The 22,621-nt window shown below is 75.8% G+C and carries 19 protein-coding genes; 8 read left to right on the top strand and 11 right to left on the bottom strand.

The window, feature by feature from the left end:
• Positions 1-6: 6 nt before the first annotated feature.
• The 3 genes from ACQP04_RS06560 to ACQP04_RS06550 all read right to left on the bottom strand — a co-directional run bounded on the left by ACQP04_RS06560 (position 7) and on the right by ACQP04_RS06550 (position 5,945).
• Positions 7-3,366, bottom strand: coding sequence for a hypothetical protein (locus ACQP04_RS06560; RefSeq protein WP_433506158.1), 3,360 nt, complete (start codon positions 3,364-3,366; stop codon positions 7-9).
• 328 nt (positions 3,367-3,694) lie between these two features.
• Positions 3,695-4,867 carry an adenylyltransferase/sulfurtransferase MoeZ gene (moeZ, locus tag ACQP04_RS06555; RefSeq protein WP_433506157.1) on the bottom strand — a complete coding sequence of 391 codons (1,173 nt, stop codon included), beginning with the start codon at positions 4,865-4,867 and terminating at the stop codon, positions 3,695-3,697.
• 22 nt (positions 4,868-4,889) lie between these two features.
• Positions 4,890-5,945: an alpha/beta fold hydrolase gene (locus ACQP04_RS06550; protein WP_433506156.1), complete on the bottom strand. Its 1,056-nt coding sequence runs from the start codon at positions 5,943-5,945 to the stop codon at positions 4,890-4,892.
• A 174-nt stretch (positions 5,946-6,119) separates the two neighbouring features.
• On the opposite strand from ACQP04_RS06550, the gene ACQP04_RS06545 reads away from it, so the two are divergent.
• The 3 genes from ACQP04_RS06545 to ACQP04_RS06535 all read left to right on the top strand — a co-directional run bounded on the left by ACQP04_RS06545 (position 6,120) and on the right by ACQP04_RS06535 (position 10,200).
• Positions 6,120-7,049, top strand: coding sequence for a hypothetical protein (locus ACQP04_RS06545; RefSeq protein WP_433506155.1), 930 nt, complete (start codon positions 6,120-6,122; stop codon positions 7,047-7,049).
• On the top strand, positions 7,046-9,430 hold the full coding sequence (locus ACQP04_RS06540) for a heavy metal translocating P-type ATPase (RefSeq protein WP_433506154.1): 2,385 nt from the start codon (positions 7,046-7,048) through the stop codon (positions 9,428-9,430). Before ACQP04_RS06545 ends, ACQP04_RS06540 begins: the two co-directional genes overlap by 4 nt.
• Before the next feature lie 113 nt (positions 9,431-9,543).
• Positions 9,544-10,200 carry a TetR/AcrR family transcriptional regulator gene (locus tag ACQP04_RS06535; protein ID WP_433506153.1) on the top strand — a complete coding sequence of 219 codons (657 nt, stop codon included), beginning with the start codon at positions 9,544-9,546 and terminating at the stop codon, positions 10,198-10,200.
• A 112-nt stretch (positions 10,201-10,312) separates the two neighbouring features.
• Here the strand turns inward: ACQP04_RS06535 and ACQP04_RS06530 are convergent, their stop codons facing one another.
• Genes ACQP04_RS06530 through ACQP04_RS06520 form a run of 3 tightly spaced genes read right to left on the bottom strand, consistent with a single transcriptional unit; the run spans position 10,313 to position 12,998 of the window.
• Positions 10,313-11,200, bottom strand: coding sequence for an alpha/beta fold hydrolase (locus ACQP04_RS06530; protein WP_433506152.1), 888 nt, complete (start codon positions 11,198-11,200; stop codon positions 10,313-10,315).
• Positions 11,197-12,102 (bottom strand): AurF N-oxygenase family protein, encoded by a 906-nt coding sequence (locus ACQP04_RS06525; protein WP_433506151.1) that lies wholly within the window; start codon positions 12,100-12,102, stop codon positions 11,197-11,199. The genes ACQP04_RS06530 and ACQP04_RS06525 overlap by 4 nt, the downstream gene beginning before the upstream one ends.
• The gene (locus tag ACQP04_RS06520; RefSeq protein WP_433506150.1) at positions 12,099-12,998 is read right to left on the bottom strand and encodes an SDR family NAD(P)-dependent oxidoreductase; all 900 of its coding nucleotides are present in this window, start codon (positions 12,996-12,998) and stop codon (positions 12,099-12,101) included. Before ACQP04_RS06520 ends, ACQP04_RS06525 begins: the two co-directional genes overlap by 4 nt.
• Positions 12,999-13,060: 62 nt before the next feature.
• Here ACQP04_RS06520 and ACQP04_RS06515 point away from each other — a divergent pair, with 62 nt between their 5' ends.
• Together ACQP04_RS06515 and ACQP04_RS06510 are read left to right on the top strand one after the other, a co-directional pair.
• On the top strand, positions 13,061-13,774 hold the full coding sequence (locus tag ACQP04_RS06515; protein ID WP_433506149.1) for a TetR family transcriptional regulator: 714 nt from the start codon (positions 13,061-13,063) through the stop codon (positions 13,772-13,774).
• Positions 13,764-14,123, top strand: a complete 360-nt coding sequence (locus ACQP04_RS06510) for a DUF4873 domain-containing protein (RefSeq protein WP_433506148.1) — start codon at positions 13,764-13,766, stop codon at positions 14,121-14,123. The genes ACQP04_RS06515 and ACQP04_RS06510 overlap by 11 nt, the downstream gene beginning before the upstream one ends.
• A gap of 90 nt (positions 14,124-14,213) precedes the next feature.
• On the opposite strand, the gene ACQP04_RS06505 is transcribed toward ACQP04_RS06510, so the two are convergent.
• The gene (locus ACQP04_RS06505) at positions 14,214-14,438 is read right to left on the bottom strand and encodes a DUF3107 domain-containing protein (RefSeq protein WP_037042828.1); all 225 of its coding nucleotides are present in this window, start codon (positions 14,436-14,438) and stop codon (positions 14,214-14,216) included.
• A gap of 133 nt (positions 14,439-14,571) precedes the next feature.
• Positions 14,572-15,288, bottom strand: a complete 717-nt coding sequence (locus tag ACQP04_RS06500; protein WP_433506147.1) for a ferritin-like fold-containing protein — start codon at positions 15,286-15,288, stop codon at positions 14,572-14,574.
• Positions 15,289-15,579: 291 nt separating this feature from the next.
• Here ACQP04_RS06500 and ACQP04_RS06495 point away from each other — a divergent pair, with 291 nt between their 5' ends.
• The 3 genes from ACQP04_RS06495 to ACQP04_RS06485 all read left to right on the top strand — a co-directional run bounded on the left by ACQP04_RS06495 (position 15,580) and on the right by ACQP04_RS06485 (position 19,672).
• The gene (locus ACQP04_RS06495) at positions 15,580-17,361 is read left to right on the top strand and encodes a DEAD/DEAH box helicase (protein ID WP_433506146.1); all 1,782 of its coding nucleotides are present in this window, start codon (positions 15,580-15,582) and stop codon (positions 17,359-17,361) included.
• Positions 17,362-17,382: 21 nt separating this feature from the next.
• Positions 17,383-18,633 carry an Rv3212 family protein gene (locus tag ACQP04_RS06490; protein WP_433506145.1) on the top strand — a complete coding sequence of 417 codons (1,251 nt, stop codon included), beginning with the start codon at positions 17,383-17,385 and terminating at the stop codon, positions 18,631-18,633.
• Between the two features lie 676 nt (positions 18,634-19,309).
• Entirely contained in the window at positions 19,310-19,672 is a 363-nt protein-coding gene (locus ACQP04_RS06485) for a DUF4190 domain-containing protein (RefSeq protein WP_433506144.1), read from the top strand.
• 794 nt (positions 19,673-20,466) lie between these two features.
• Here ACQP04_RS06485 and ACQP04_RS06480 read toward each other — a convergent pair.
• Genes ACQP04_RS06480 through ACQP04_RS06470 form a run of 3 tightly spaced genes read right to left on the bottom strand, consistent with a single transcriptional unit; the run spans position 20,467 to position 22,614 of the window.
• Positions 20,467-20,778 (bottom strand): hypothetical protein, encoded by a 312-nt coding sequence (locus tag ACQP04_RS06480; RefSeq protein WP_433506143.1) that lies wholly within the window; start codon positions 20,776-20,778, stop codon positions 20,467-20,469.
• A complete protein-coding gene (locus tag ACQP04_RS06475) occupies positions 20,775-21,692 on the bottom strand; it encodes a RecB family exonuclease (protein ID WP_433506142.1) in 918 nt (305 codons plus the stop codon). The genes ACQP04_RS06480 and ACQP04_RS06475 overlap by 4 nt, the downstream gene beginning before the upstream one ends.
• 37 nt (positions 21,693-21,729) lie before the next feature.
• Entirely contained in the window at positions 21,730-22,614 is an 885-nt protein-coding gene (locus tag ACQP04_RS06470) for a PHP domain-containing protein (protein ID WP_433506141.1), read from the bottom strand.
• Between the last annotated feature and the right edge of the window lie 7 nt (positions 22,615-22,621).

The raw sequence follows: 22,621 nt of genomic DNA, 5'->3' as shown, positions 1-22,621 counted from the left end.
TCCGAGCTAGTGGTGGTCGTGGGAGCTCCGGTCGTGGTGGTGTGAGTGGTCCTCGTGTGAGCGGGACGAGCGGTACGGCCTGTCCTCGTGGTCGCCGCCGAAGCTCCGGGCAGCGCGGTCCGAGCGGTCCGAGCGGTCCGAGCGGTCCGAGCGCTCGCGGTCGGAGCGGGCGGCGGGAGCCGCGTCGGTCCGGCTGGTGGCGGGGGCTCGGTTGGGGGCGCTGTCGCGGTCCGATCGGGTCGCGCTGCTCCGACCCGGGTCGGTCCGCTGGTGTGTGCGGGACGCGCGAGAGGCCCAGCCGTCCCGTGCTCGGGCGGCCGGGTCGGAGCTGCGGGTCCGTGGGGAGGTCGAGACGGAGCGCTCGGAGTCGTCGTGCGCCGAGCCTCCGGCGGCCGGACGCCGGGCCGCGTCGCGAGCGCGCGTCTCGGCCGAGGACGAGTGAGCCGACTCCGGCTGCCGCTCGGCCCCGGCGAACTCGCGCGCGACGGCCTCGCGCGCAGCCGCCTCTGACGAGCCGCCGGTGGACCGCGAGGCACGAGCCTGCTGCTCCTCGGCCGCGGACGTGGCACTGCGCCGCTCCTGGGTGCTGCGGTCGGCGGCCGACGCGACCGGAGTCCGACCACCGGACGCGGCCGATCGCTCGACCGCCTCGCGCATCGCCGCGGTGGACGGGGCGGCCGTGTCGGGCGCGCCGGAGGACACGGCCCGCCCGCGCGGCGCCGGGGCCGACTCGGCCGCGGCGCGGCGATCGACCTCGTGCAGCGCCTCCTCCACGTACGGAGCGCCGATTCCGCCGGTCGTCGACCGGGCCGCAGGTCCTGCCGTCGCGGACGTGATGCTCGACCCCTCATCCGACATCGCCGGCGCCGCGGGTGCCGCTCCCGCAGCGAGCCGCGCTGCGGCCAGTCCGCCCATTTGCATGGGTACGACCGGAGCGGAGCCGCCCTCCTCACCCGCGAATCCGCCGACGCCGGCGACCGGAGCACCACTCACCCCTGCGAGCCCTGCGGCCGCGGAAGCCGAGCCGAAGGCCGAGCCGCCCTCGCCACCGGCAGGTTCGCCCACGCCCTCGACCGGCACGCCGGCCGCCGCGAGGTCTGCCGGGACCGAGCCGTCCGCACCGACGATCCCCGTCGGTACAGCGGCGACGGCCGCCCCGACCCCAGGACCCTCGGGCAAGGCCGGCACCTGGGCGGGCGAGCCGGCCAGCGAGACCGCTCCGGGCCCGGCAGGAACAGCCGCCGCGGCCGCATCGACCGCCGCCGCCAGCACCTGAGCGGGCGAGCCGGCCAGCGAGACCGCCCCGGGCCCGGCCGGCGCAGCAGCAGCCGCCGCGTCGAGCGCCGCCGCGAGCACCTGAGCGGGCGAGTTCGCTGGGGAGACTGCTCCGGACTGCGTCGGCGCAGCAGCTGCAGCCGCGTCAACCGCCGCCGCCCGCACCTGCGCAGGAGAGTCCGCCGGCGAGACCGCTTCGGCCGGGGCAGCCGCGGCGGCTGCGTCGACCGCCGCCGCGAGCACCTGAGCGGGTGCGTCGGCCACGTCGGACGACGCAGGTTCCGCGGGCCCGTCCCCGGCAAGGCGAGGCGAGAGGGCGGGTCCTTCAGAGCCCCCGGCAGGCGCGGGTGACACGAGGGGTGCACCGGCCGCAGCCAGGAGAGGAGACGCAGCCGGTGGCTCGGCGGAGGCGGCGGCACGGTACAGGGAGGCGGGCGCCTCGGCGGCCGGAGCAGGACCCGCCCTCGTCCCCGCCCCCGCGACCCCACCCAGCTCGCGGACCACGTCACTCCCGCCGCTGCCGAGCTCCCCGACGCCCCGGCCGGCCGCCGATCCCAGTGCCTCCACCCCGTCCGAGGCGCCCGACCCCACCGACCCGACGCCCTCCTCGGCGCCCTCGGACAGCGCGCCGGCCGCTCCGCCGACCCGACCCCGTTCGGCCTGGTCGAGGGCGTTGCCGGCGCCGGACGCCGTCGCGCCGGCCCCGTCGCCGACGCCCTCGGCGGTCGACCCGACCGCCTCGCCGCCGCCCGCACCGACCGCGCCGACGGTCTTCCCGGTCCCGCGTGCCCCGGATCCGACGGACCGCCCGGCGTCCTCGCCCGCCGGCCCGGCCCCGGCGGCCCGGCCGACCGACCCGACCGCCCGGCCCGCGTCCTCCCCGGTCCGGCCCACACCGTCACCGGCGGCCCGCCCGGCCCGGCCGACCCCCTCGCCGGCCCCGCGTCCCGCGGAGCCGACAGCCCGTCCGGCCCCGCGCCCACCGGATCCGACCGCGTCGCCCGCCTCCCGGCCGGCCGCTCGCACGGACCCACCGGACCGGGCCCCGCGCCCGCGGTCCCGCTCGGCGGTCTCGTCGACCGGGCCGCGCGGATCCGGTGGCCCGCTCGTCCCGACGACCGCGGCCGGCCGGTCCTCCTCCTCGTCCCGGGCCTGCGCGACCGGGGGCTGGGTGCGCAGCCCGGGCGTGGGGCCCGGTGCGGGCCGTCCTTCGGCGGCGTCGAGCACCTCCGCGGAGACGCGGTCGGTGCGGGCCTCCTCCACCGCGGGATCGGGCAGCGGCGTGCGGGAGGCGGTGTCGACGCCGGTGCGCAGCGCGTCGACCTGCTGCCGGAGGCCGTCGCGCTGCCGGATCCGCAGGTCGCGCTGCGCCGCGAGGGCGGTCGACCACGCCTGGTCCCCGGCCGGGTCCGCGGCCAGCAGCTTCTCGATCGCCGCGAGCTGGGCCTCGGCGCGCTCCAGCTCGTCCGCGCTGCGCTCCAGCTCCCGGTAGCTCTCGAGCTGGGCCTGCAGCGTGGCCCGTTGCCGTTCGAGGAGCTGGCGGCGCTGCTGCAGCCGGCGCACCGCGGAGGGCGGGGTGCCGGTTCGGGCCGCCTCGCTGGCGTTCCACGTCCGCTCGGTCCGCGCGAGCACGTCGAGCTGCCGGTTCACCCCGACCAGCAGCAGCTCCGCCCGGCTCGCCCACTGCTCGGCCGACGTCGGCCCCGCGACGACACCCTGCGGCGCCTGCCCGGCCGACGACGCCACGGTCAGCGCGTACCCGCCGACCAGCACCGCCGTGGCCGCGAGCACCGCGACCGCACGACGGCGCCGGGCGAGCACCCGCGTCCACCGCGACCGGGCGGCCGGGGCCGGTGGCCGGGGCCGCGGGGCGACGACCGCCGCCGACGGGCCCGGGGGCGCCGGCTGCGGAGCAGTAGGCTCGCGCAACCACGGCAGTGTCTCCACCACACGCGGGTCCTGCGCGGCGTGGGCGGCCGCCCGGCGCAGCCGTCGCATCGCCGCCCGGTGCGCCGTCGAGCAGTACTTCCGCTCGGGCCGGTCGACGACGGGTTCGATCGCCGCACCGCAGCCGGGCAGCGCGCAGACCACATCGGACGGCTGTCGACCTGCATCCCCGTCCGCCCGCGGACCCACCACCCGGCACCCCCTCGTCCCGGCGGATGATCACCCGCCGCCGGGGAACGAGATGCTACGGCGCAGGATCTCGCGACCGTCCTCATCGGAGCGGAGCCGCTCACGGCCGGTCAGCGACGCGGCCGCGGCGCTGCTCCGTTCCGCTCGCCCCCGGCACCCGCTCGCCACGAGTTGATCACGGTCCGCGACGCCCGCGGCAGCGCCGACAAGCCCCGGAAAGACGGCACCGCCCGGTCCGGTGAAAACCGGGCCGGGCGGTGTGAGCCGAATGCGGCGGGTGGGATCAGTAGGTCGGCTTGTCCGGCTCGACCTGCTTCACCCAGGCCAGGACGCCGCCGCCGACGTGCACGGCGTCGGCGAAGCCGGCCTTGTGCAGCACCGCGAGGGCCTCGGCGGAACGGGCGCCGGACTTGCAGTGCAGCACGATCGGCTTGTCCTGCGGCAGCTCGGACAGCACCTCACCCGACAGGATCCTGTCCTTCGGGATCAGGGTCGCGCCCGGGATGTTGACGATGTCCCACTCGTTCTGCTCGCGGACGTCGATCAGCGCGAAGTCCTTGCCCGCGTCGATCATCTCCTTGAGCTCGAGCGCGGTGATCGTGTTGCCGGCCGCGGCCTGCTGCGCGTCGTCGGACACCGTCCCGCAGAACGCCTCGTAGTCGATCAGCTCGGTGATCTTCGGGGTGTCCGGGTCCTTGCGCACCTTGACCTGGCGGTAGGTCATCTCGAGGGCGTCGTAGATGACCAGCCGGCCGAGGATCGGCTCGCCGATGCCGGTGATCAGCTTGATGGCCTCGTTGACCATGATCGAGCCGATCGACGCGCACAGCACGCCCAGCACGCCACCCTCGGCGCACGACGGCACCATGCCGGGGGGCGGCGGCTCGGGGTAGAGGTCGCGGTAGTTGAGGCCCTGCCCGTTGGGGGCGTCCTCCCAGAACACCGACGCCTGGCCCTCGAACCGGAAGATCGAGCCCCACACGTACGGCTTGCCGGACAGCACCGCGGCGTCGTTCACCAGGTACCGGGTGGCGAAGTTGTCCGTGCCGTCCAGGATCAGGTCGTAGTCGGCGAAGATCTCGAGCACGTTGGACGAGTCCAGCCGCGTCTGGTGCAGGCGCACCTCGACGTACGGGTTGACCTCCTTGACGGAGTCCCGCGCCGACTCGGCCTTCGAACGCCCGACGTCCGACTGGCCGTGGATGATCTGGCGCTGCAGGTTCGACGCGTCGACCTCGTCGAACTCCACGATCCCGAGCGTGCCCACGCCCGCGGCCGCCAGGTACAGCAGCGCGGGCGAGCCCAGCCCGCCGGCGCCCACGACCAGCACCTTCGCGTTCTTCAGTCGCTTCTGACCGGCCATCCCGACGTCCGGGATGATCAGGTGGCGGCTGTACCGCTCCACCTCGTCCTTGGTCAGTTCGGCGGCCGGCTCCACGAGCGGCGGTAGCGCCATGTCCACAACTCCCTGCGCATCTTCAGCGGTCCCTTGCCGCAACACGTCCGTCGCCGGACATGTTCCCATCCCCGAGCGAGTCCCAGAACGCCCCGACGGAGGCGGCGACCCGGTCCGGGGTCTCGATCTGCGCGATGTGCCCCACGCCGTCGAGCATCACGAGGCGCCCGTCGGGGAACGTGCGGGCGGTCCGGACCGCGAGCCGGGGCGCGACGAGCCGGTCCCGGTCGCCCCACAGCACCAGCGTGGGGACCGGGACGCGCGCGGCGGCGCGCCACAGCCCGGGCCCCATCCAGCTGCGGAACATGCCGAACGCGGACCGGTCGATCGCCCGTCCCGCCCACGGCTGGCGACCCCGGGCGCGGATCTCCTCGGCCGTCTCCTCCAGCCGCAGTTCCGTGGCGCGGGTGGGATCACCGAAGCAGAGCCGCATCGTCGCCTCGGCACGGGCCCGCGGGGTCATGGCGGCGAGCTGGGCGCGGGCCCTGCTGCCCAGGCCGGGGATCCAGGCCAGGGCCATCCGCGGGTCGGACATCCGCCGGGGGTCCGGGCGCCGGTCCGGCATCGCGGGCGAGACGAGCGTGAGCGTGCGCACCAGCTCCGGCCGCCGGGCGGCGACGAGCATCGCGACGACGCCGCCGAGCGAGTTCCCCAGCAGGTGCACCGGACGGCCGCGGCCGGCGAGCCAGCACAGCAGCGCGTCCGCGTGCCCGGCGGGACTGTAGTCGCAGGACGGCACCGGCTCCGTGTAGCCGAACCCCGGCAGGTCGACGGCGGTGCCCGCGACCCGCGGCGCGAGCAGGCCCGCGATGTCCGTCCAGTTCGTGGCCGAGCCGGAGAGCCCGTGCACGTAGACGGCGTCCGCCCCGACGGTCGCAGGCTCCCCCTCCGACCCGCCCCTCGGCGTCTCCCGCACGTGCAGCGTCACGCCGCCCGCCGTGACGTGCCGTCCCGGCCAGGCCGGCAGGTGCGCCGGCAGCGGGGGCAGCGTGCCGGGGTCACCGGGGTCGCCCATCGGCGCCCGCGACGACGCCGGGGCGAACCGCGGGTGAACGAGCGGCAGCGAGAGAGAGACCACGTGTCGAGGATGGCAAGAACGGCGGGCCTCCGGCCACTCCCGACCGTCGCACCGCCGTCGAGGCTGGTCAGCGGGCCCGTGACGCGCCCCACCCCGGCCCCCGGGTCCGGCGAAGCATACCCCCCGTTGGTATGTTCGCCCTGCCGGGCGGAAGGTCGGCGGGAGGAAGAGGGCATGCTCACGGCGGTACGTCTCGGGGCCTACGTCGGGGTTCTCGGCGTGGTCTTCGGTGCGGCGTGGGGCGCGGGCTCGCTCGCCCGGCCCTCCGTCGCCCCCGCCACGCCGGCCGCCGTCACGGCCGAGGGTCCCGCGAGCGCCCATACCGGCATGGACATGAGCCCCGGCACCACGGAGGCCCGCGCGGGTACGGACGGCCTCGCCGCCACCGCGGGCGGGTACACGCTCGTCCCCGCCACCACGGCGCTCGCCGCCGAGCGCTCGTCCGACCTCACCTTCGCCGTCGCCGGGCCGGACGGGCGGCCGGTCACCGCCTTCGCCCCGCGTGCCGACGGCTCGACGCTGCGGCTGCTCGTCGTGCGGCGGGACGGCGCGGGCCTGCAGGTCGCCCACCCCGAGATGGCGGCGGACGGCACGTGGCGCGCACCCCTCCGGCTGCCCACCGCCGGAACCTGGCGGATCCTCGCCGAGTTCACCCCGGAGGGCGGCACGCCGACCGTGCTGGGCACGGACGTCTTCGCACCGGGGGACTTCACGCCGCTGGAGTTCCCGGTCGCGCGGGCCGCCCAGGTCGCCGGCTACCAGGTGCGCATCGACGGCGATCTGCGCGCCGGTGCGGAGTCCGCCGTCTTCGCGACGGTGAGCCTCGACGGGCGGGCCGTCACCGACCTCGAGCCGGAGCGCGGGACCTTCGGCGACCTCGTCGCGCTGCGCGCCGGCGACCTGGCCTACACCCCGGTCACCGCGCAGACCCGCGCGGAACCGGGCGACCGGTCCGGCCCGGGCATCGCGTTCACGACCACCGTGCCGACGGAGGGGATCTACCGCCTCTTCCTCCGGTTCCGGCACGCGGGTGAGATCCACACGGTGGACTTCACCGTCCCGACGACCGGTGCCGCCACGACCACGACGGGAGGTGCCCGATGAGCGCGCCGACCACCCCCGGGGCCGGCACCGGCAACGCGCCCGACCTGCGGATCGAGCTCGCGATCGGCGGCATGACGTGCGCGTCCTGCGCCAACCGGGTCGAGCGCAAGCTCAACAGGATGGACGGCGTCACGGCGTCGGTGAACTACGCGACCGAGAAGGCCACGGTCAGCTACGCCGAGGGCGTCACGCCGGAGGAGCTGGTCGCCACCGTCGAGGCCGCGGGGTACACCGCCGAGCTGCCCGCGCCGCCCGCCGCGGCGGAGGAGCGCGAGGACCCGGCCGCGCGGCACGCCCGCGACCTGCGGAACCGGCTGGTCGTCAGCGCTGTGCTGGCGATCCCGGTGATCGTGCTCGCGATGGTCCCGGCCCTGCAGTTCACCTACTGGCAGTGGATCTCGCTGACGCTGGCGGCGCCCGTCGTCGTGTGGGGGGCGCTGCCCTTCCACCGCGCGACCTGGACGAACCTGCGGCACGGCGCTGCGACCATGGACACGCTCGTCTCGCTGGGCACGCTCGCCGCGCTGGCCTGGTCGTTGTACGCGCTGCTGTGGGGCCGGGCGGGCGTGCCGGGCATGCGGCACCCGTTCGAGCTCACCGTCGCCTCCGGCGGCGGCGCCGACGCCATCTACCTCGAGGTCGCGGCCGGCGTCACGATGTTCATCCTGGCGGGCCGGTACTTCGAGGCCCGCTCCAAGCGCACCGCCGGAGCCGCGCTGCGCGCCCTGCTCGAGCTCGGCGCCCGCGAGGTGTCCGTGCTCCGCGGCGACACGGAGATCCGGGTCCCGGTCGAGCAGCTCGAGGTCGGGGACCGGTTCGTGGTCCGGCCCGGCGAGAAGGTGGCCACGGACGGCGAGGTCGAGGAGGGGACGTCGGCCGTCGACGTCTCGATGATCACCGGCGAGTCCGTGCCGGCCGAGGTCTCCCCCGGTTCCGGCGTGGTCGGCGGGTGCGTGAACTCCGGCGGCCGGCTGGTCGTGCGGGCCACCCGGGTCGGCGCCGACACCCAGCTCGCCCGGATGGCCGCGCTCGTCGAGGAGGCCCAGAACGGCAAGGCGGCCGTCCAGCGGCTGGCCGACCGGATCTCCGGCGTCTTCGTGCCGATCGTGATCGCGTTGGCCGTCGGCACCCTGGGGTTCTGGCTGGGCACCGGGGCCGGCGCCACGGCCGCGTTCACCGCCGCCGTCGCGGTCCTGATCATCGCCTGCCCCTGCGCGCTCGGTCTGGCCACGCCCACGGCGCTGCTGGTCGGGACCGGGCGCGGCGCCCAGCTCGGCGTGCTCATCAAGGGCCCGGAGGTGCTCGAGTCCACCCGCCGCGTCGACACCGTGGTCCTGGACAAGACCGGCACGGTGACGAGCGGGCGGATGCGCCTGCTGGAGGTGCACCCCGCCGGGCGGGAGACCGTGGAGCAGGTGCTGCGGCTGGCCGCGGCGGTCGAGGACGGCTCCGAGCACCCCGTCGCACGTGCGGTCGCCGCGGCCGGGCGCGAACGGTTCGGCGGGCTGCCCGGCGTCTCGGACTTCGAGAACCGGCCCGGGCTCGGTGTGCAGGGCGTGGTGGCGGAGCTCGCGCAGCTCCCCGGCCTGCCCGCGCCCATCCGGGCCGCCACCGGCATCTCCCCGATCACGCCGGCGGGCGGCACCGGCCGGGTCGTGGCGCACGCGGTCCTGGTCGGGCGCCCCGCGCTGCTCGCCGAGTACGGCATCGAGCTGCCGCCCGAGCTGGCCGAGGCCCGCGAGCGGGCCGAGGCGGCCGGACGGACCGCGGTGTGCGTGAGCTGGGACGGCCGGGCGCGCGGCGTGCTCGTCGTGGCGGACTCGCTCAGGCCGACCAGCGCCGAGGCCGTCCGGCGGCTGCGCGACCTCGGGCTCACCCCGATCCTGCTGACCGGCGACAACGAGGCCGCGGCCCGCTCCGTGGCCGCGGAGGCCGGCATCGACCCGGCGGACGTGATCGCCGACGTGCTGCCCGAGGAGAAGGTCGCCGCCGTGCGCCGGCTGCAGGCCGAGGGCCGCTCGGTCGCGATGGTCGGCGACGGCGTGAACGACGCCGCCGCCCTCGCCACCGCCGACCTCGGGCTCGCGATGGGCACCGGGACGGACGTGGCGATCGAGGCGAGCGACCTGACCCTCGTGCGCGGCGACCTGCTCGCGGCGGTCGACGCGATCCGGCTGGCCCGCCGCACCCTCGGCACCATCCGCGGCAACCTGTTCTGGGCGTTCGCCTACAACGTCGCGGCCCTCCCCCTGGCGGCGCTCGGGCTGCTCAACCCGATGATCGCGGGTGCCGCAATGGCGTTCAGCTCCGTGTTCGTCGTCGCCAACAGCTTGCGGTTGCGCGGTTTCCGCAGCGTCGTCGCGGGGCACGGCCAGGGGTGAGGTCGGCGCCCGCCGGTGACGCGCCGCACGTTGCGCGGCACGCGTCGTCCCACGTACGTGGCTACCGGCGGGTAAGGTGACCCGGCACGACAGCGGTACCGAAGGGGAGCACGATGAGCGAGGCGGCAGCGGCGGCGTCCGGACCGACCCACATGCCTGCGCGCGGGACCCGGCTCTCGCGGAGCGCCCGCCGCGCCCAGCTCCTGGTGGCGGCGCGGGACGTGTTCGCGGCCCAGGGCTACCACGCGGCGGCGATGGACGACATCGCCGAGAAGGCCGGGGTCAGCAAGCCGGTCCTCTACCAGCACTTCCCCGGCAAGCTGGAGCTCTACCGGGCGCTGCTCACGACGTACGCGGACGAGCTGGTCAACCGGGTGCGGGAGGCCATCAACCACACCCAGGACAACCGCGAGCGCGTGCACGCCGCGGTGGCCGCCTACTTCGACTTCGTGGCCGGCGAGGGCCACGCCTACCGGCTCGTCTTCGAATCGGACCTGCGTGGCGAGCCCGAGGCCGCGGCGCTCGTCGACGGCGCCCTCACCAAGTGCATCGACGCCGTCGCGGCGGTGGTCACCGAGGACGCGGGGATCGACGGCGAGCGGGCCCGGCTGCTGGCCGTCGGCCTCGTCGGGCTGAGCCAGGTCACCGCGCAGTACTGGCTCGACTCCGAGCAGACGATCCCGCGGGACGAGGCGGTCGCGCTGATGTCCGCCCTCGCATGGAAGGGGCTGGCCGGGTTCCCGCTGGTCCACGACCAGGTCGTCCAGTAGTCCCGGTCCCGGTACCGGCCGCCCCGAGAGCCCTGGGGCGGCCGGTCGGGCCGGCCGATCGGCACGGCGCCGCGACGGGGGCACGCCGGGCACCGCGCGGACCGGCCGACGTTCAGGCGGCCCGGGTCCCGGCCGCGGTCCGCGCCAGCGCGGCGATCCGGCCCGCCACGCCCGGGGTGCGCTCGACGGGCAGCATGTGTCCGGCGTCGGGGAACACCGTCAGCTGGGCCGAGGGCAGGCCCTCCCGGATCCGACGGGAGTAGCGCGGCGGGGTGAGCCGGTCCCGCGTCCCGACCATGACGTGCGCCGGGACCCGCGAGTACAGGGCCAGGGCGGCGTCGCGCTCGTGCGCCTCCAGTGTGGGCCGGAAGCCGGAGACGGTCAGCGGCCGGCACTCGGAGACCGAGGCCGTGGTGATCCGCAGCGCCTGCCTGCCGGCGTCGGGCCCGAGGAGCAGCCAGCGCATGGCCGGCGAGAGCAGCTTCGGGTGCCGGCTCAGCGCCCGGCGCGTGGACCAGCCCTTCGATGCGTACAGCTTCTTCTCCGCCGCCCGCACCAGCTCGAACGCCGCCGACGGCATGCCGAAGGTCTGCCCGCCGAGCCCGCCGCTCGCCGTCGCGACCAGGGCCAGGCCCGCCACCCGGTCCTCGACCAGGTCGGGATGGCGGTCGGCGAGGGCCATCGTGGTCATGCCGCCCATCGAGTGCCCGGCCAGCACCAGCGGGCCGCGGGGCGCGACCTGCCCGATCAGCGCGGCCAGGTCGTCGGCCAGCTGGTCGAGCGTCATCGTCGCGGGGTCGACGGCGCCGGAGCGGCCGTGCCCGCGGTGGTCGTAGCGGACGACGCGGACGTCGCCGGCCGCCAGCGACTCGGCGACGGGTGCCCAGCACCGCTCGTCGAGCGTCCAGCCGTGCGCGAGCACCACCGTGACCGGGGCGTCGGCCCGGCCGGACTCGACGACGTGCAGCGGCGTGCCGTCGGCGCCCCGAACGGATGTCATACGAGGTACGCCTTCTTCCACAGCAGCTCGGTCGGGCCGCCGATCAGGCCCTGGTCGCGCAGGAACTCGACGCACTTGGCCGCCGACCAGCGCAGCGACTCCTGCCAGTGCGGGTTCGCCAGCGCGGCCTTCCGGCCGATCCCGGGGTCGATCCCGACGGACGCGTAGACGTCCGGGTGGATCAGGTTCCGCGCCACGACGAACGCGATGCGGGCCAGCAGGTAGCGGCCGATCTCGCGCTGGGCCCGGGTGGTCCTCGGCATGATCCGCTGCAGCTCCTCGCGGGCGTAGCGGACGTGCCGGGCCTCCTCGGTCACGTGGATCCGGTTGACCATCCGGGTCAGCGGCTGCACCGTCTCGTCGCGCATCGACTCGCGCTGGAAGCGGTCCAGGATCTCCTCGACGAACAGGGTGCCGCCGAACATCGCCGGGCCGTAGCCGACCGTCTTGAACAGGCGACCCAGGTTGTGGGTCAGTCCCGACGGCGCGTAGTCGGGCACGCCGTACCGCTCGGTCATCTTCGCGAACATGATCGAGTGCCGGCACTCGTCGGCGATCTCGGTGAGCGCGTACTGGATGTGCGCACGGCGCGGGTCGCGGTCGTAGGCGTAGCGCAGCAGCATCTGCATCAGGATGATCTCGAACCACAGCCCGATCCGGGCCACGCTGCAGACCTCGTGGATCGTCAGCGTGCGGCGCTGCTCCTCGGTCAGCCCGTCCCACAGCGCGGTGCCGTAGAGCGACGACCGGTGCGGCGGGATGCCCCACAGCCCGTCGACCAGCGGAGCGTCCCAGGCGATGTCCAGGTGCGGCTCGTACGACTTCTCCACCGAGGACCTCAGCAGCCGCTCGGCCGTGGCCTCGCGGTCCTGGACGGGCTTGCGCACGGCGGGGGCGGTCATGACGCGCTCCTTTCGGGGGTGCGGTCGGCGGCGCTCACGGCGGGAACGGTCCGCCCGGTGAACCGGCGGATCAGGCCCTCGGCGACCGGCGAGGAGTCGAAGCGGCCCGCGGCGGCCTGCTGCCGGATCCGGCGGACGACGCCGCGGCCCAGCAGGCCGGGCGCGTGCCGGCCGACCCACAGCTCGGCCTGGCCGGCGAGGGTGCCGGCGGTGTCGCGCGGCGGCCGCGGCGCGGCGAGCGCCCCGACGACCGTGCGCACGATGTCCTCGACCTCCTCGCGGCGGACCTGTCCCTCGAGCGACAGCCCGACCTCCCGGCCGGCCTCGTGGATCGGGGTGCGCACGTAGCCGGGGTACACCGTCGTGACGTGCAGGCCGGTGCCGTCCTGCGCGTAGCCGTACTCGAGGCGCAGTGCGTCCGCGTAGGCGGACATCCCGCGCTTGGCCACGCCGTAGGCCGACAGGAAGGGCAGGGTGACGTAGGCGAGCTCGCTGGCCACGAAGACGACACGGCCCGTGCCCGGCCCGTCGAGCAGTGCGGGCAGCGCCGCGCTGGTGACCCGCCAGGCGCCGAGCAGGTTCGTGTCGATGACCTTCAGCGCGTCGGGCTCGAGGGGGCCGCCGGCGTCGTTCGGGATGCCGATGCCGGCGTAGTGGACGACGGCGTCGAGGCCGCCGAGGGTGCGGACCGCCTCCGCCACGGTCCGCTCCACCGCCTGCGGGTCGGTGATGTCGCAGGCGAGGACGCCGTCACCCGCACACCGGTCGAGGCCGACCACCCGCGCGCCCTGCTCGCGCAGCCGCGCGACCGTGGGGGCGCCGAACCCGCCCGCGGCACCGGTGACCAGCACCCGTGTTCCCGCCGGGACCGTGCCCCGGGTCCTCCTGAGCGACACCCGCCCGCTCCTCTCCGTCGAGACGCTTGCTGTTACCGCCGGTAACTGTTACCACTGGTAACGTGCCGCAGAACGACGGACCTGTCAAGAGGAACGCCCGTGACCGCCGCGCCGCCCGCCGCGCGGAGATGGTCGAGGCGGCCATGGCGGCCGTCCGCGAGCACGGCGCGGCCGTGTCGGTGGCCGAGATGGCGGCGAGCGCGGGGATCACCAAGCCGGTGCTCTACCGGTACTTCGACGACCGTGCCGACCTGCAGCGCGCCGTGGGCCTGCGCGCGGCGGAGTGGCTCATGGAGCGGATGGCCCCCGCGCTCGCGGCGGACACCGAGCCGCAGCACCAGATCGCCGCGGTGATCGACGCGTTCCTCGCCGGGATCGAGGAGGAGCCCGAGCTCTGGCGGTTCGTGGTGCACAACCCGGCCGAACGCCAGCCGGGCACGGAGATCGTCGAGGACGTCCGTGAGCAGATCGCGCGGCTGCTCGCCCAGCTGATCGGCGCGAAGCTGCGCTCCGCCGGGCGGGACTCGGGCGCGGCGGAGGCCTGGGCGCACGGCCTGGTCGGGATGGTGCAGAGCGCCGGCGACTGGTGGCTCGAGCGCCGCACGATGAGCCGTGAGGACCTGACCCGCTACCTCACCGCGCTGATCTGGGACGGGGCCGCCGGGATCCTCGGCGACGCGCCGGCGGAGGGCGCGGAGGAGAGCCACGACGAGACGGGCGAGGAGACCGCGCCCGTGCTGCACATCTTCCCGAAGGAGGCCGGCGATGGCGCCTGAGCAGGTGCTCACCATCGAGACCCGCTCCCCCGAGCACGAGCACGACGACGAGGGCTACTCCGGCCCCGCCACGCTCACCGTCGCCGGCAGACCCGTCGAGGTCCGGGTCCGGATCGAGGCCCGCACCGAGCCGCACGACGGGCAGCTCCACTGGTTCGGGCGTGTCGACCGGAACGAGGAACTCTCGGCCCTGCTGGGCGGCAAGGCCGCGGACGTCCTGGTCGGCACCCCGCGGGGGCGGGCGGAGGGGCGGATCGGCGACGTCGACCTGTGGGACCGCTACCGGCTCACCGGCGTCGGCACCCCGCCGTTCCCGCTCGACGAGCCGCCCGCGCCCGACACGGACTGAAATCCCCCCGGACACACGAGCGGCACTGACACACGAACGGCACTCCTGCGCCGGGGCGCGGGAGTGCCGTCCGGGAGCTGCGGGTGCCCGTCAGGCGCCGAAGCCGACCCGGGTCGCCGAGGACGGCGCGATCTCGACGTAGGAGATCCGGGCGGAGGGGACCACGTACTTGCGCCCCTTGTCGTCGACGAGCGTCAGCGTGCCGTCGCCGGCCTTGAGCGCCTCGCCGACGAGCTTCTCGACCTCGTCCGACGTCTGGTCGCTGGACACCACGAGCTCCCGCGGGCTCTCCGCGATGCCGATCTTGACCTCCACCGGGGACCTCCAGGTGACGTGCGGGTGGATGACTCTCTTCGATTCCCGGCGGGCGTGCGGGCCAACCGGCGCGGCCCAGGCTAGTCGAGCGCGGCGCCGCGGCCCGGCCGAGTCCGCCAGGGGCGAACGGCGATCACGACAGGCCGAGGGCGGACATGCGCTTGCCGTGGTTGCTCTGCAGGCGCTTGATCAGGGCGCCGATGCCCGCGATGTCGCCGGAGCCGCGCACGATGAAGTCCGCCAGCTCGTCCCGCTCGGCCACGATGTGCTGCGCCTGGGTGACCGCCTCGCCGAGCAGCCGGCGGCCCCACAGCGCCAGCCGGTCCCGGACCTGCCGGTTCGCCGCGCAGGCCGCGTGCACCTCGCGCTCGGCGAAGGCACTGTGCCCGGTGTCGGCCAGCACCGTGCGGACCAGGTCCGCGGTCGCCGGGTCGACCCAGCCGGCGACCTCGCGGTAGAAGTCCGCGGCCAGCCCGTCGCCCACGTAGGCCTTGACCAGCGACTCCAGCCAGGTCCGCGGGCGTGTGGTGGCGTGGTAGGCGTCCACCCCCGCGACGAACGGCGCCATGGCCTCCTCGACGGCCACGTCGAGCCCGCGCAGGTGGTCCTCGAGCAGCCGGAAGTGTCCCATCTCGGCGGCGGCCATCGCGGACAGCGCGGCGCGCCCGGTCAGCGTGGGGGCGGTGCGGGCGTCCTCCGCGAGGCGGTCGAAAGCCGAGAGTTCGCCGTAGGCCAGCGCCCCCAGCAGGTCGACGACGGCCGCGCGCGAGGTGGCGTCGAGAGGGGTGCGACCAGCGTTCTCACCGGTCCCGACCGTGCTGCCGGCGCCGTCCACGGCCTCGCCCGTCATGGTCGTCGAGCCTAGTCGTCCGGTCGGGCCGCCCGCCCGTCGGCGGTGCACATCACCCCGGCGTGACGGCGGCGACGCTGACCCGGATGGCACCCCCGGGGTATGATGCACGTGCGCGCAGCAGATCGGTCCGTGACCACAGGGGTCGTCGGGAACCGATGCGCAGCGCGGACCGACTGCGACACCCGCCGGGTAACGGGTCGGCGCCACCGGGCGCCCGACTCACCGGCGCGCAACACGACCTGGTGCGTACAGCGCCTCGACGGCTCTCCCACGCGGCTCCCCGAGCGCGTGGTCGACGAGCCGGTGCAGGGCTCCTGTACGCGGAGAGAGGCGATTTCACTGTCCGTCCAGAACGAGACCCCCGAGACCATCGAACCGAACACCGCGCCGGCGCCGGCCGAGACGGTCGACGCCGACGCCACCGAGGAGGCGCACCCGCTGCAGGCCGGCGCCCCGGTCAAGCCCGAGGCGCCCACCTTCGCCGAGCTGGGCGTCCGCCCCGAGATCGTGCGGGCCCTGGCCGAGGCCGGCATCGAGCGCACCTTCGCGATCCAGGAGCTCACCCTCCCGCTGGCACTGGCCGGCGAGGACGTGATCGGCCAGGCCCGCACCGGCATGGGCAAGACGCTGGGCTTCGGCGTCCCGCTTCTGCAACGCGTCACGCCGCCGTCCGAGCAGCCCGCCGCGACCGCCGAGGGCGAGGCCGCGGACCGGGAGAAGGACGTCCCGCAGGCCCTCGTCGTCGTCCCGACGCGTGAGCTGTGCGTGCAGGTCGCGCAGGACCTGGCCGACGCCGGCAAGCACCTCGGCATCCGGGTCACCGCCATCTACGGCGGCCGGGCCTACGAGCCGCAGCTCGCCGCGCTGCGCAAGGGCGTCGACGTGGTCGTCGGCACGCCCGGCCGGCTGCTCGACCTCGCCGAGCAGCGGCACCTCGTCCTCGGCCGGGTCAAGGCCCTGGTCCTCGACGAGGCCGACGAGATGCTCGACCTGGGCTTCCTGCCCGACGTCGAGCGGATCATGCGGATGCTGCCGGACGAGCGGCACACGATGCTCTTCTCGGCGACCATGCCGGGCCCGATCATCCAGCTGTCCCGCACCTTCCTCACCCGTCCCACGCACATCCGGGCGGAGGAGGCGGACCAGGGCTCGGTCCACGAGCGCACCAAGCAGTTCGTCTACCGCGCGCACGCGATGGACAAGGTCGAGCTGGTCACCCGGGTGCTGCAGGCCCGCGAGCGCGGTCTCACGATGATCTTCGCCCGGACCAAGCGCACCGTGCAGCGCGTCGCGGACGACCTGGCCGAGCGCGGGTTCGCCGCCGCGGCCGTGCACGGCGACCTGGGCCAGGGCGCCCGCGAACAGGCGCTGCGCGCGTTCCGCTCGGGCAAGGTGGACGTGCTGGTCGCCACGGACGTCGCGGCCCGCGGCATCGACGTCACGGACGTCACGCACGTCATCAACTACCAGTGCCCCGAGGACACCAAGACCTACGTCCACCGGATCGGCCGCACCGGCCGCGCCGGCAAGGAGGGCGTGGCGGTCACCCTCGTCGACTGGGACGAGATCCCGCGCTGGAAGCTCGTCTCCGAGGAGCTGAGCCTGGGGATCGACGAGCCGGTCGAGACCTACTCCACCTCGGACCACCTGTACTCCGACCTGGACGTCCCCACGGACGTGACCGGCCGGCTGCCGCTGAGCAAGCGCACCCGCGCGGGCCTCGACGCGGAGTACGTCGACACCGAGGGCGACCACGGCGGCCGCAAGCGCAAGGGCCGCGAGGAGCGGACCGCCAAGCCGCGCCGCGAGCGTCAGCGCACCCGGCGCCGCAACGGCCTCCCGGTCGCGGGTCCCGCCGGGGCCCGCCCGGCGGCCGAGGAGGGCACCGAGCCCGCCGACGGGCCCGCCGAGGTCGCCGAGGCGGCGACCGGCATGGACGGCGACGACCCGGCCAAGTCGCGCCGCCGCCGTCGTCGCGGTGGTCGCCGCCGCTCCGGTGGCGAGGGCGGCACCGCCACCACCACCGAGGCCGGCGCCGAGCGCGCCGAGCCGGACGCCGCGGCCAGCTGAGCCGCCGGTAGGTTCGTCCGGGTGCTGCGCGCCCGACGAGACGTTCCGGTACGCCGCCGCCGCGGGGATCTCGCGGCGGCGGCGTTCCTCGTTCTCGCGCTGGTCGTGGTCGCCGTCGTCTACGGCACGCGCAGCCCGGCGGCCGAGACCGATTCCGTCCCGGCGATCGCGCCCGGCACGGCCCCCGCGGCGGCCACCGCCGTGCCCGCTGGGTTCGCGGAGGCCTGGCGCGCGGCGAGCGGCGCTGCGCCCGTCCCCGTCGTCGCCGGTCCGGGGGTCGTGACGGCGGACGGCGCGACCGTCGTCGGGCGGGATGCGGCCACGGGTGCCGAACGCTGGCGGTACGCCCGGGACCGCCCGCTGTGCACGGTCGCCGAGGGCTTCGGCCGGGCGCTCGCGCTCTACCAGGACGACTCCGGCAAGTGGTGCAGCGAGCTGACCGCGCTCGACGCGGACCTCGGCACCCGCGGACCCGCCGCGAACCTCGACGTCCGGCCCGGTGCGCGGCTGCTCGCCGCCGGCAGTGTCGTGTCGGCCAACAGCCGGGACTACATCGAGACGATGCGGTCGGACCTGGTCACGACCGCCCAGTACGGCGCCGTCGTCGCGCCCGCCCAGCCGGGCCGACAGCCGCGGCCGGGGTGCAGCTACACCTCGCTCGCCCTGGGCAGCGGGCGGCTCGGCGTGATCGAGAACTGCGCCGCCGACAGCGGAGACCGGCTCACCGTGCTGCGTCCCGACGGCTCCGGCGACGCCGACACCCCGAACGTCGAGTTCTCCACGCAGCTCTCCGCCCGCGGTGCGCAGCTGCTCGCGGTGTCGGTGGACCGTGAGGCCGTGCTGCTGCCCGGGCCGCCGGAGCTGCAGATCCTCGACCGCAGCGGCAACCAGGTGGGCCTGATCGGGCTGGACGTCCACGAGTCCGAGATCGCCCCGCCCGCGGACGGGATCGGCGCCACCGCGAGCGACACCGCCCGCACCTACTGGTGGAGCGGCTCGCGGACGATCGCGCTCGACCGGACCGGCCTCGCGCCCGTCTGGACGCTGCGCGGCACGCTCGGCCCCGGCACGGCCTACGCGGGAGGCTGGCTGGTCCCCGTGCCGGCGGGGATCGCCGTCGTCGACCCGCTGCGCGGCACGGTCGAGCGGACGATCCCGGTGGACCGCGGCGGGTACACCGGGAAGGTCCTGCTCGCCGCGCAGGGCGGGATGCTCTACGAGCAGCGCGGCAGCGAGCTCGTGGCACTGCGCCCGCTTCAGAACTCCTCGTAGGTCTCCGGGTCCTGATCCCAGATCCGGCCGCGCTCGAGCGCGGACAGGGTCGCCATCTCGTCGTCGGAGAGCTCGACGCCGAACAGGTCGAGGTTGGTGCGCTGCCCCGCGTCGTCAAGACTGACGATGCCGATGTGTTGGGCGAAACGGAGCAGCAGAAACGTTCGATGAGGGCAGCGTGACCACCTCGTTCCCCCACTCCTCCGCCCGCACCGGTCGGCACGCCGCCAGCGGTGGCGCCGCCTCCCGCCGGACCCCTTCGAGCAGTGCCTGGGTCACCGGCCGGCACGCCGCCCGGCCCACCACGTCGGCTCGTCTCCCAGAGACGCCGCCCGCGCCTTCCGCGCAGCCCGGTGTGCCGATGCGCTCGCGGACGCCGTACCCGCCCCGCCCCGCCGTCCCGACGCAGCGCACCAGCGGGCAGTACCCACTGCCGCTGCAGGCGGGTGGTGGGCGGATGGCGCTTCCGGTCGAGGCGTCCATGGCGCAGTACGGCCCCCACACCGCCTCCGCGGCAACGGCCGCGGCAGTGCCCGCCGCGCCCGCGAGTGGGTCGGCGATGCCTGTGTCGGCCGTGCCCGTGCTTGGCCCGGCAGTGCCGGTGCCCGCTTCGTTCGCAACCGGATCGGCGACGCCCGCGTCCGCGCCGGCGATGGTCGCCCCGAACCCAGCATGGATGCCCGCTCCGGTGCCCGCTCCGATGCTCGCGGCGCCCGCCCGCGAGGCCCGCAACGGCCTCGGCCTGGCGGCCGTGATCCTCGGTCCGATCGCGATCCTGTTCGGCCTGATCCCGCTGACCGGGTTCGTCGCGATCATCCTCGGGATCGTGGGCCTGGCCCTCGGGCTCGCCGGGATCGGCCGGCTCCGCACGGCCCGGGCCACCAACAAGATCGGCACGACGATCGGCGTCGCCCTGTCCGCGACCGGCCTGGCGATGGGGATCTACGGCATGGTCGTGCTCTTCCAGGCGACGAATCAGCTGGTCGAGGACCTGAACAGCATCCCCGCGCCGCCCTCGGTCTCCGTCCCGGCCACCTGATCCACCCTCCCCCTGCGCCACACCGGGCCGCAGGTGGTCACGCACGAACGGCCCGGTGTCCCGATGCGCCCCGCGCGGCCCCCCCGCGCGGGGGCGCTCGCGTCACCCGCCCCCGGCGAAGCACGACAGATCACCGCCGCCCAACCTCCAGCGCGTCGGCACCGATCGCCAGCTCCTGCTCGGCCGTCGCACACCCGCCGGGCCCAGCCGCACACCCGTCGAGTCGCCCCACATCCGCTCGGTCGGGGTCCCACACCCTGGACGTTCATCACACACCCCGTCGACGGCCCGTGGGAGGTCCCGTCGGGCGTGCCGACGAACCAGTGCCGCAGGACCGCGGCCCGGTCCCGCAGCCGAGCGCCCATCAACGACAGCCCGAGCGCACCCCCGGACCCCGCCATCGCTGAGCCGACACACTCGAAAGCGCCTCCCACATCCCGTCGACAAGGTGTGCCGCGAACCTCCCGGGTGCGCCCCACGACCTCAGCGGGTGGGCGAGACCCGCAAGGGATGTGCGCACGACCTTCGGTGTGGGACGCCCGCGCGGCCCCTCCCCGCGCGCTGCGACCGACCCGTCGACGGCATCTCGATCGGCCTCGCCCGGCCGGTACTCCCCGAGCCGGCACACCCAAGAGCGCTCCCCACACCCTGTCGACAGGATGTACCGCGAACCTCCCGGGTGTGACCTCCGGCCGCAAGGCATGTGCGAGGCCCGCGACCGTGTGCGAGGTCCGCCCCGGTGTGCCAAGTACCGACGCGGGCGGCGCGGCGGACCAGCGAGCGGCACGAGCCGCTCAGAACAACCAGTACCCCCCGAGCACCGCGGCGGCGATCGCGATCGCCAGCCAGGCGGCGAGGGCGCCGCTGCGCCCGTCCCGCCGGTCCGCCACCACCTGCGCGACGACGGCGGCGGCCGCGGCCAGGCCGTGCCCGACGAGCATTCCCGTCCCCGGCCCCGCGGAGCCGGTCCGGGTGGTGAAGGCCCAGCCCGCCAGCAGGACCGCGAACAGCCCGACCAGCCCGGCGGCCAGGACCCCGGAGGTGCCGCGCAGCACGCGTCCGGGCAGGCCCCGCCCCCGGCGCGCCCGGGTCCGCGCGGCCGTCACGGGACCAGGTCGTCCCACGGCGCCGCCGCCGGCCCCGCGGCCTGCCCCTCGGGGCAGTGCCGGCGGACGTCGCAGGCGGCGCACCGGGAGCCCGGGCGCGGCGGGAAGAGGGTGTCGGGGTCGCCGCCCGCGGCGAGCGCGTCGACGGCGTCGGCGGCCTCGAGGGCGCCGCGTTCGGCTCGTGCCACGTGGCCGGCGAGGGAGGCCTCGTCGTGCTCCCAGGCGGCGACCCGGCCGGTCGGCAGGTGGTGCAGCTCGACGCGCCGGCAGTCACGGCGCAGGATGCGCGCCGCGCCGAGGGCGTAGAGGGCGAGGGCCGCCGAGTCCCGCGCGTCGCCGGGCTCGGGGACCCGCCGCCCGGTCTTGTAGTCGACGATCACGGCCGCGCCCGCGTCGCCGTCGATCCGGTCCACCCGGCCCTCGGCGACGATCGCCGAGGTCGGCGCGGACACCCAGCGCTCGACGCCCAGCGGCTCCGACCTGCTCTCGACGTGCTCGGCGACGTAGTCGGCCACCCAGCCGCGCGCTCGGACGCGGTACTCCGCCTCCTGTGCACTGTCGCGGAAGCCCTCGCCCGACCAGTTGCGGTCGACGAGCGCGGCGGCCTGGTCCGGGGTCCGCTCCCGCACCGGGCGCAGGTACAACGCGCGCAGCGCGAGGTGCACGACCGCGCCGAGCGTGCTCGCCGCCCGCGGCCCCCCGCGCGGCGGCGCGGGCTTCTCGACGTAGGTCAGCCGGTAGCGCCGCGGACACGACTCCCAGGTCCCGAGCCGGGCGGGCGTGACGCGGACCAGCGGCCGGGCCCACCGGGCGGCCTCCCGGGCGACCCCGGTGGGCAGCGACCCGTCGTCGAGCAGGTCGTCGAAGCCGAGCTGTCCGCCGCTCCCGGCGGCGCGGGAGGAGGAACCGGGCACCGCGTCACGGTACCGGCCGGGCGGCCCCGGCCCGCGCTCAGGCGCCCTCGACGACGTCGACGCCGGTGGCCTTCGCGAGCAGCTCCTCGAGGGCCTCGGGCGCGGTCGTCTCGGCGGCGATCGGGGTGGTCTTGTTGGTGCCGTGGAAGTCGCTGGACCCCGTCGGGACCAGGCCCAGCTCGGCCGCGACGCCGCGCAGCAGCTCCCGGTCCGCGGGGTCGTGGTCGGGGTGGTCGACCTCGACGCCGGTGAGCCCGATCCGGGCCAGGTCGGCCAGCACCGAGGTCTCGATGACCCGCCCGCGCCGGCGCGCCAGCGGGTGCGCGAACACCGCGACGCCACCCGCCTCGACGATCATCTCGACGGCCCGCTCGACGGGCGTGTCGGTCTTCGGCTCGTAGTACTTGCTGCCGGTGCGCAGGATGCTGGCGAAGGCCTCGTTGACCGACTCGACGACCCCGGCCGCGACCAGCGCCCGCCCCAGGTGCGGGCGGCCCGGCGTGGTGCCCTCGGGGACGAGGTCGAACACGCGGTCGGCGTCGAGCTGCGGGTAGTCGGCGGAGACGTTGCGGGCCATCTTCTTCAGCCGCTCGACGCGCTCGGCCACCAGCCGCCGCTGCTCGGCGACGATCGCGGGGTGTTCGGGGTCGAACAGGTACCCGAGCAGGTGGACGGACACGGTGGCCTTGTCCCCCGGCGTCTCCGGCCGCCCGGTGGGGCTCACGCAGGAGAACTCCGCCCCGCGCACCAGCCGCATCCCCCGCGGCAGCACGGCGGCGGCCCGGTCCCAGCCGCCGGTGGTGTCGTGGTCGGTGAGCGCGAGCGTCGTGACGCCCGCGGCGGCCGCCGTGGCGACCAGCTCCTCGGGGGTCTCGGTGCCGTCGGAGACGGTCGAGTGGGTGTGCAGGTCGATCAGGGCCACCCGCCGA

Origin of the sequence: Pseudonocardia halophobica (assembly GCF_050948485.1) — a bacterium.
GTDB classification, from domain to species: domain Bacteria; phylum Actinomycetota; class Actinomycetes; order Mycobacteriales; family Pseudonocardiaceae; genus Pseudonocardia; species Pseudonocardia halophobica.
The sequence above is the reverse complement of the archived record's forward strand: the minus strand, read 5'-3'. Positions and strand labels throughout refer to the sequence as shown.

Bases quoted from the DNA above. Each gene is read 5' to 3' on its own strand.
- ACQP04_RS06535 (WP_433506153.1), top strand. From the start codon at position 9,544: ATGAGCGAGGCGGCAGCGGCGGCGTCCGGACCGACCCACATGCCTGCG.
- ACQP04_RS06510 (WP_433506148.1), top strand. From the start codon at position 13,764: ATGGCGCCTGAGCAGGTGCTCACCATCGAGACCCGCTCCCCCGAGCAC.
- ACQP04_RS06530 (WP_433506152.1), bottom strand. From the start codon at position 11,200: ATGACATCCGTTCGGGGCGCCGACGGCACGCCGCTGCACGTCGTCGAG.
- ACQP04_RS06500 (WP_433506147.1), bottom strand. From the start codon at position 15,288: ATGACGGGCGAGGCCGTGGACGGCGCCGGCAGCACGGTCGGGACCGGT.
- ACQP04_RS06525 (WP_433506151.1), bottom strand. From the start codon at position 12,102: ATGACCGCCCCCGCCGTGCGCAAGCCCGTCCAGGACCGCGAGGCCACG.
- ACQP04_RS06540 (WP_433506154.1), top strand. From the start codon at position 7,046: ATGAGCGCGCCGACCACCCCCGGGGCCGGCACCGGCAACGCGCCCGAC.
- ACQP04_RS06545 (WP_433506155.1), top strand. From the start codon at position 6,120: ATGCTCACGGCGGTACGTCTCGGGGCCTACGTCGGGGTTCTCGGCGTG.
- ACQP04_RS06485 (WP_433506144.1), top strand. From the start codon at position 19,310: ATGCCCGCTCCGGTGCCCGCTCCGATGCTCGCGGCGCCCGCCCGCGAG.
- moeZ (WP_433506157.1), bottom strand. From the start codon at position 4,867: ATGGCGCTACCGCCGCTCGTGGAGCCGGCCGCCGAACTGACCAAGGAC.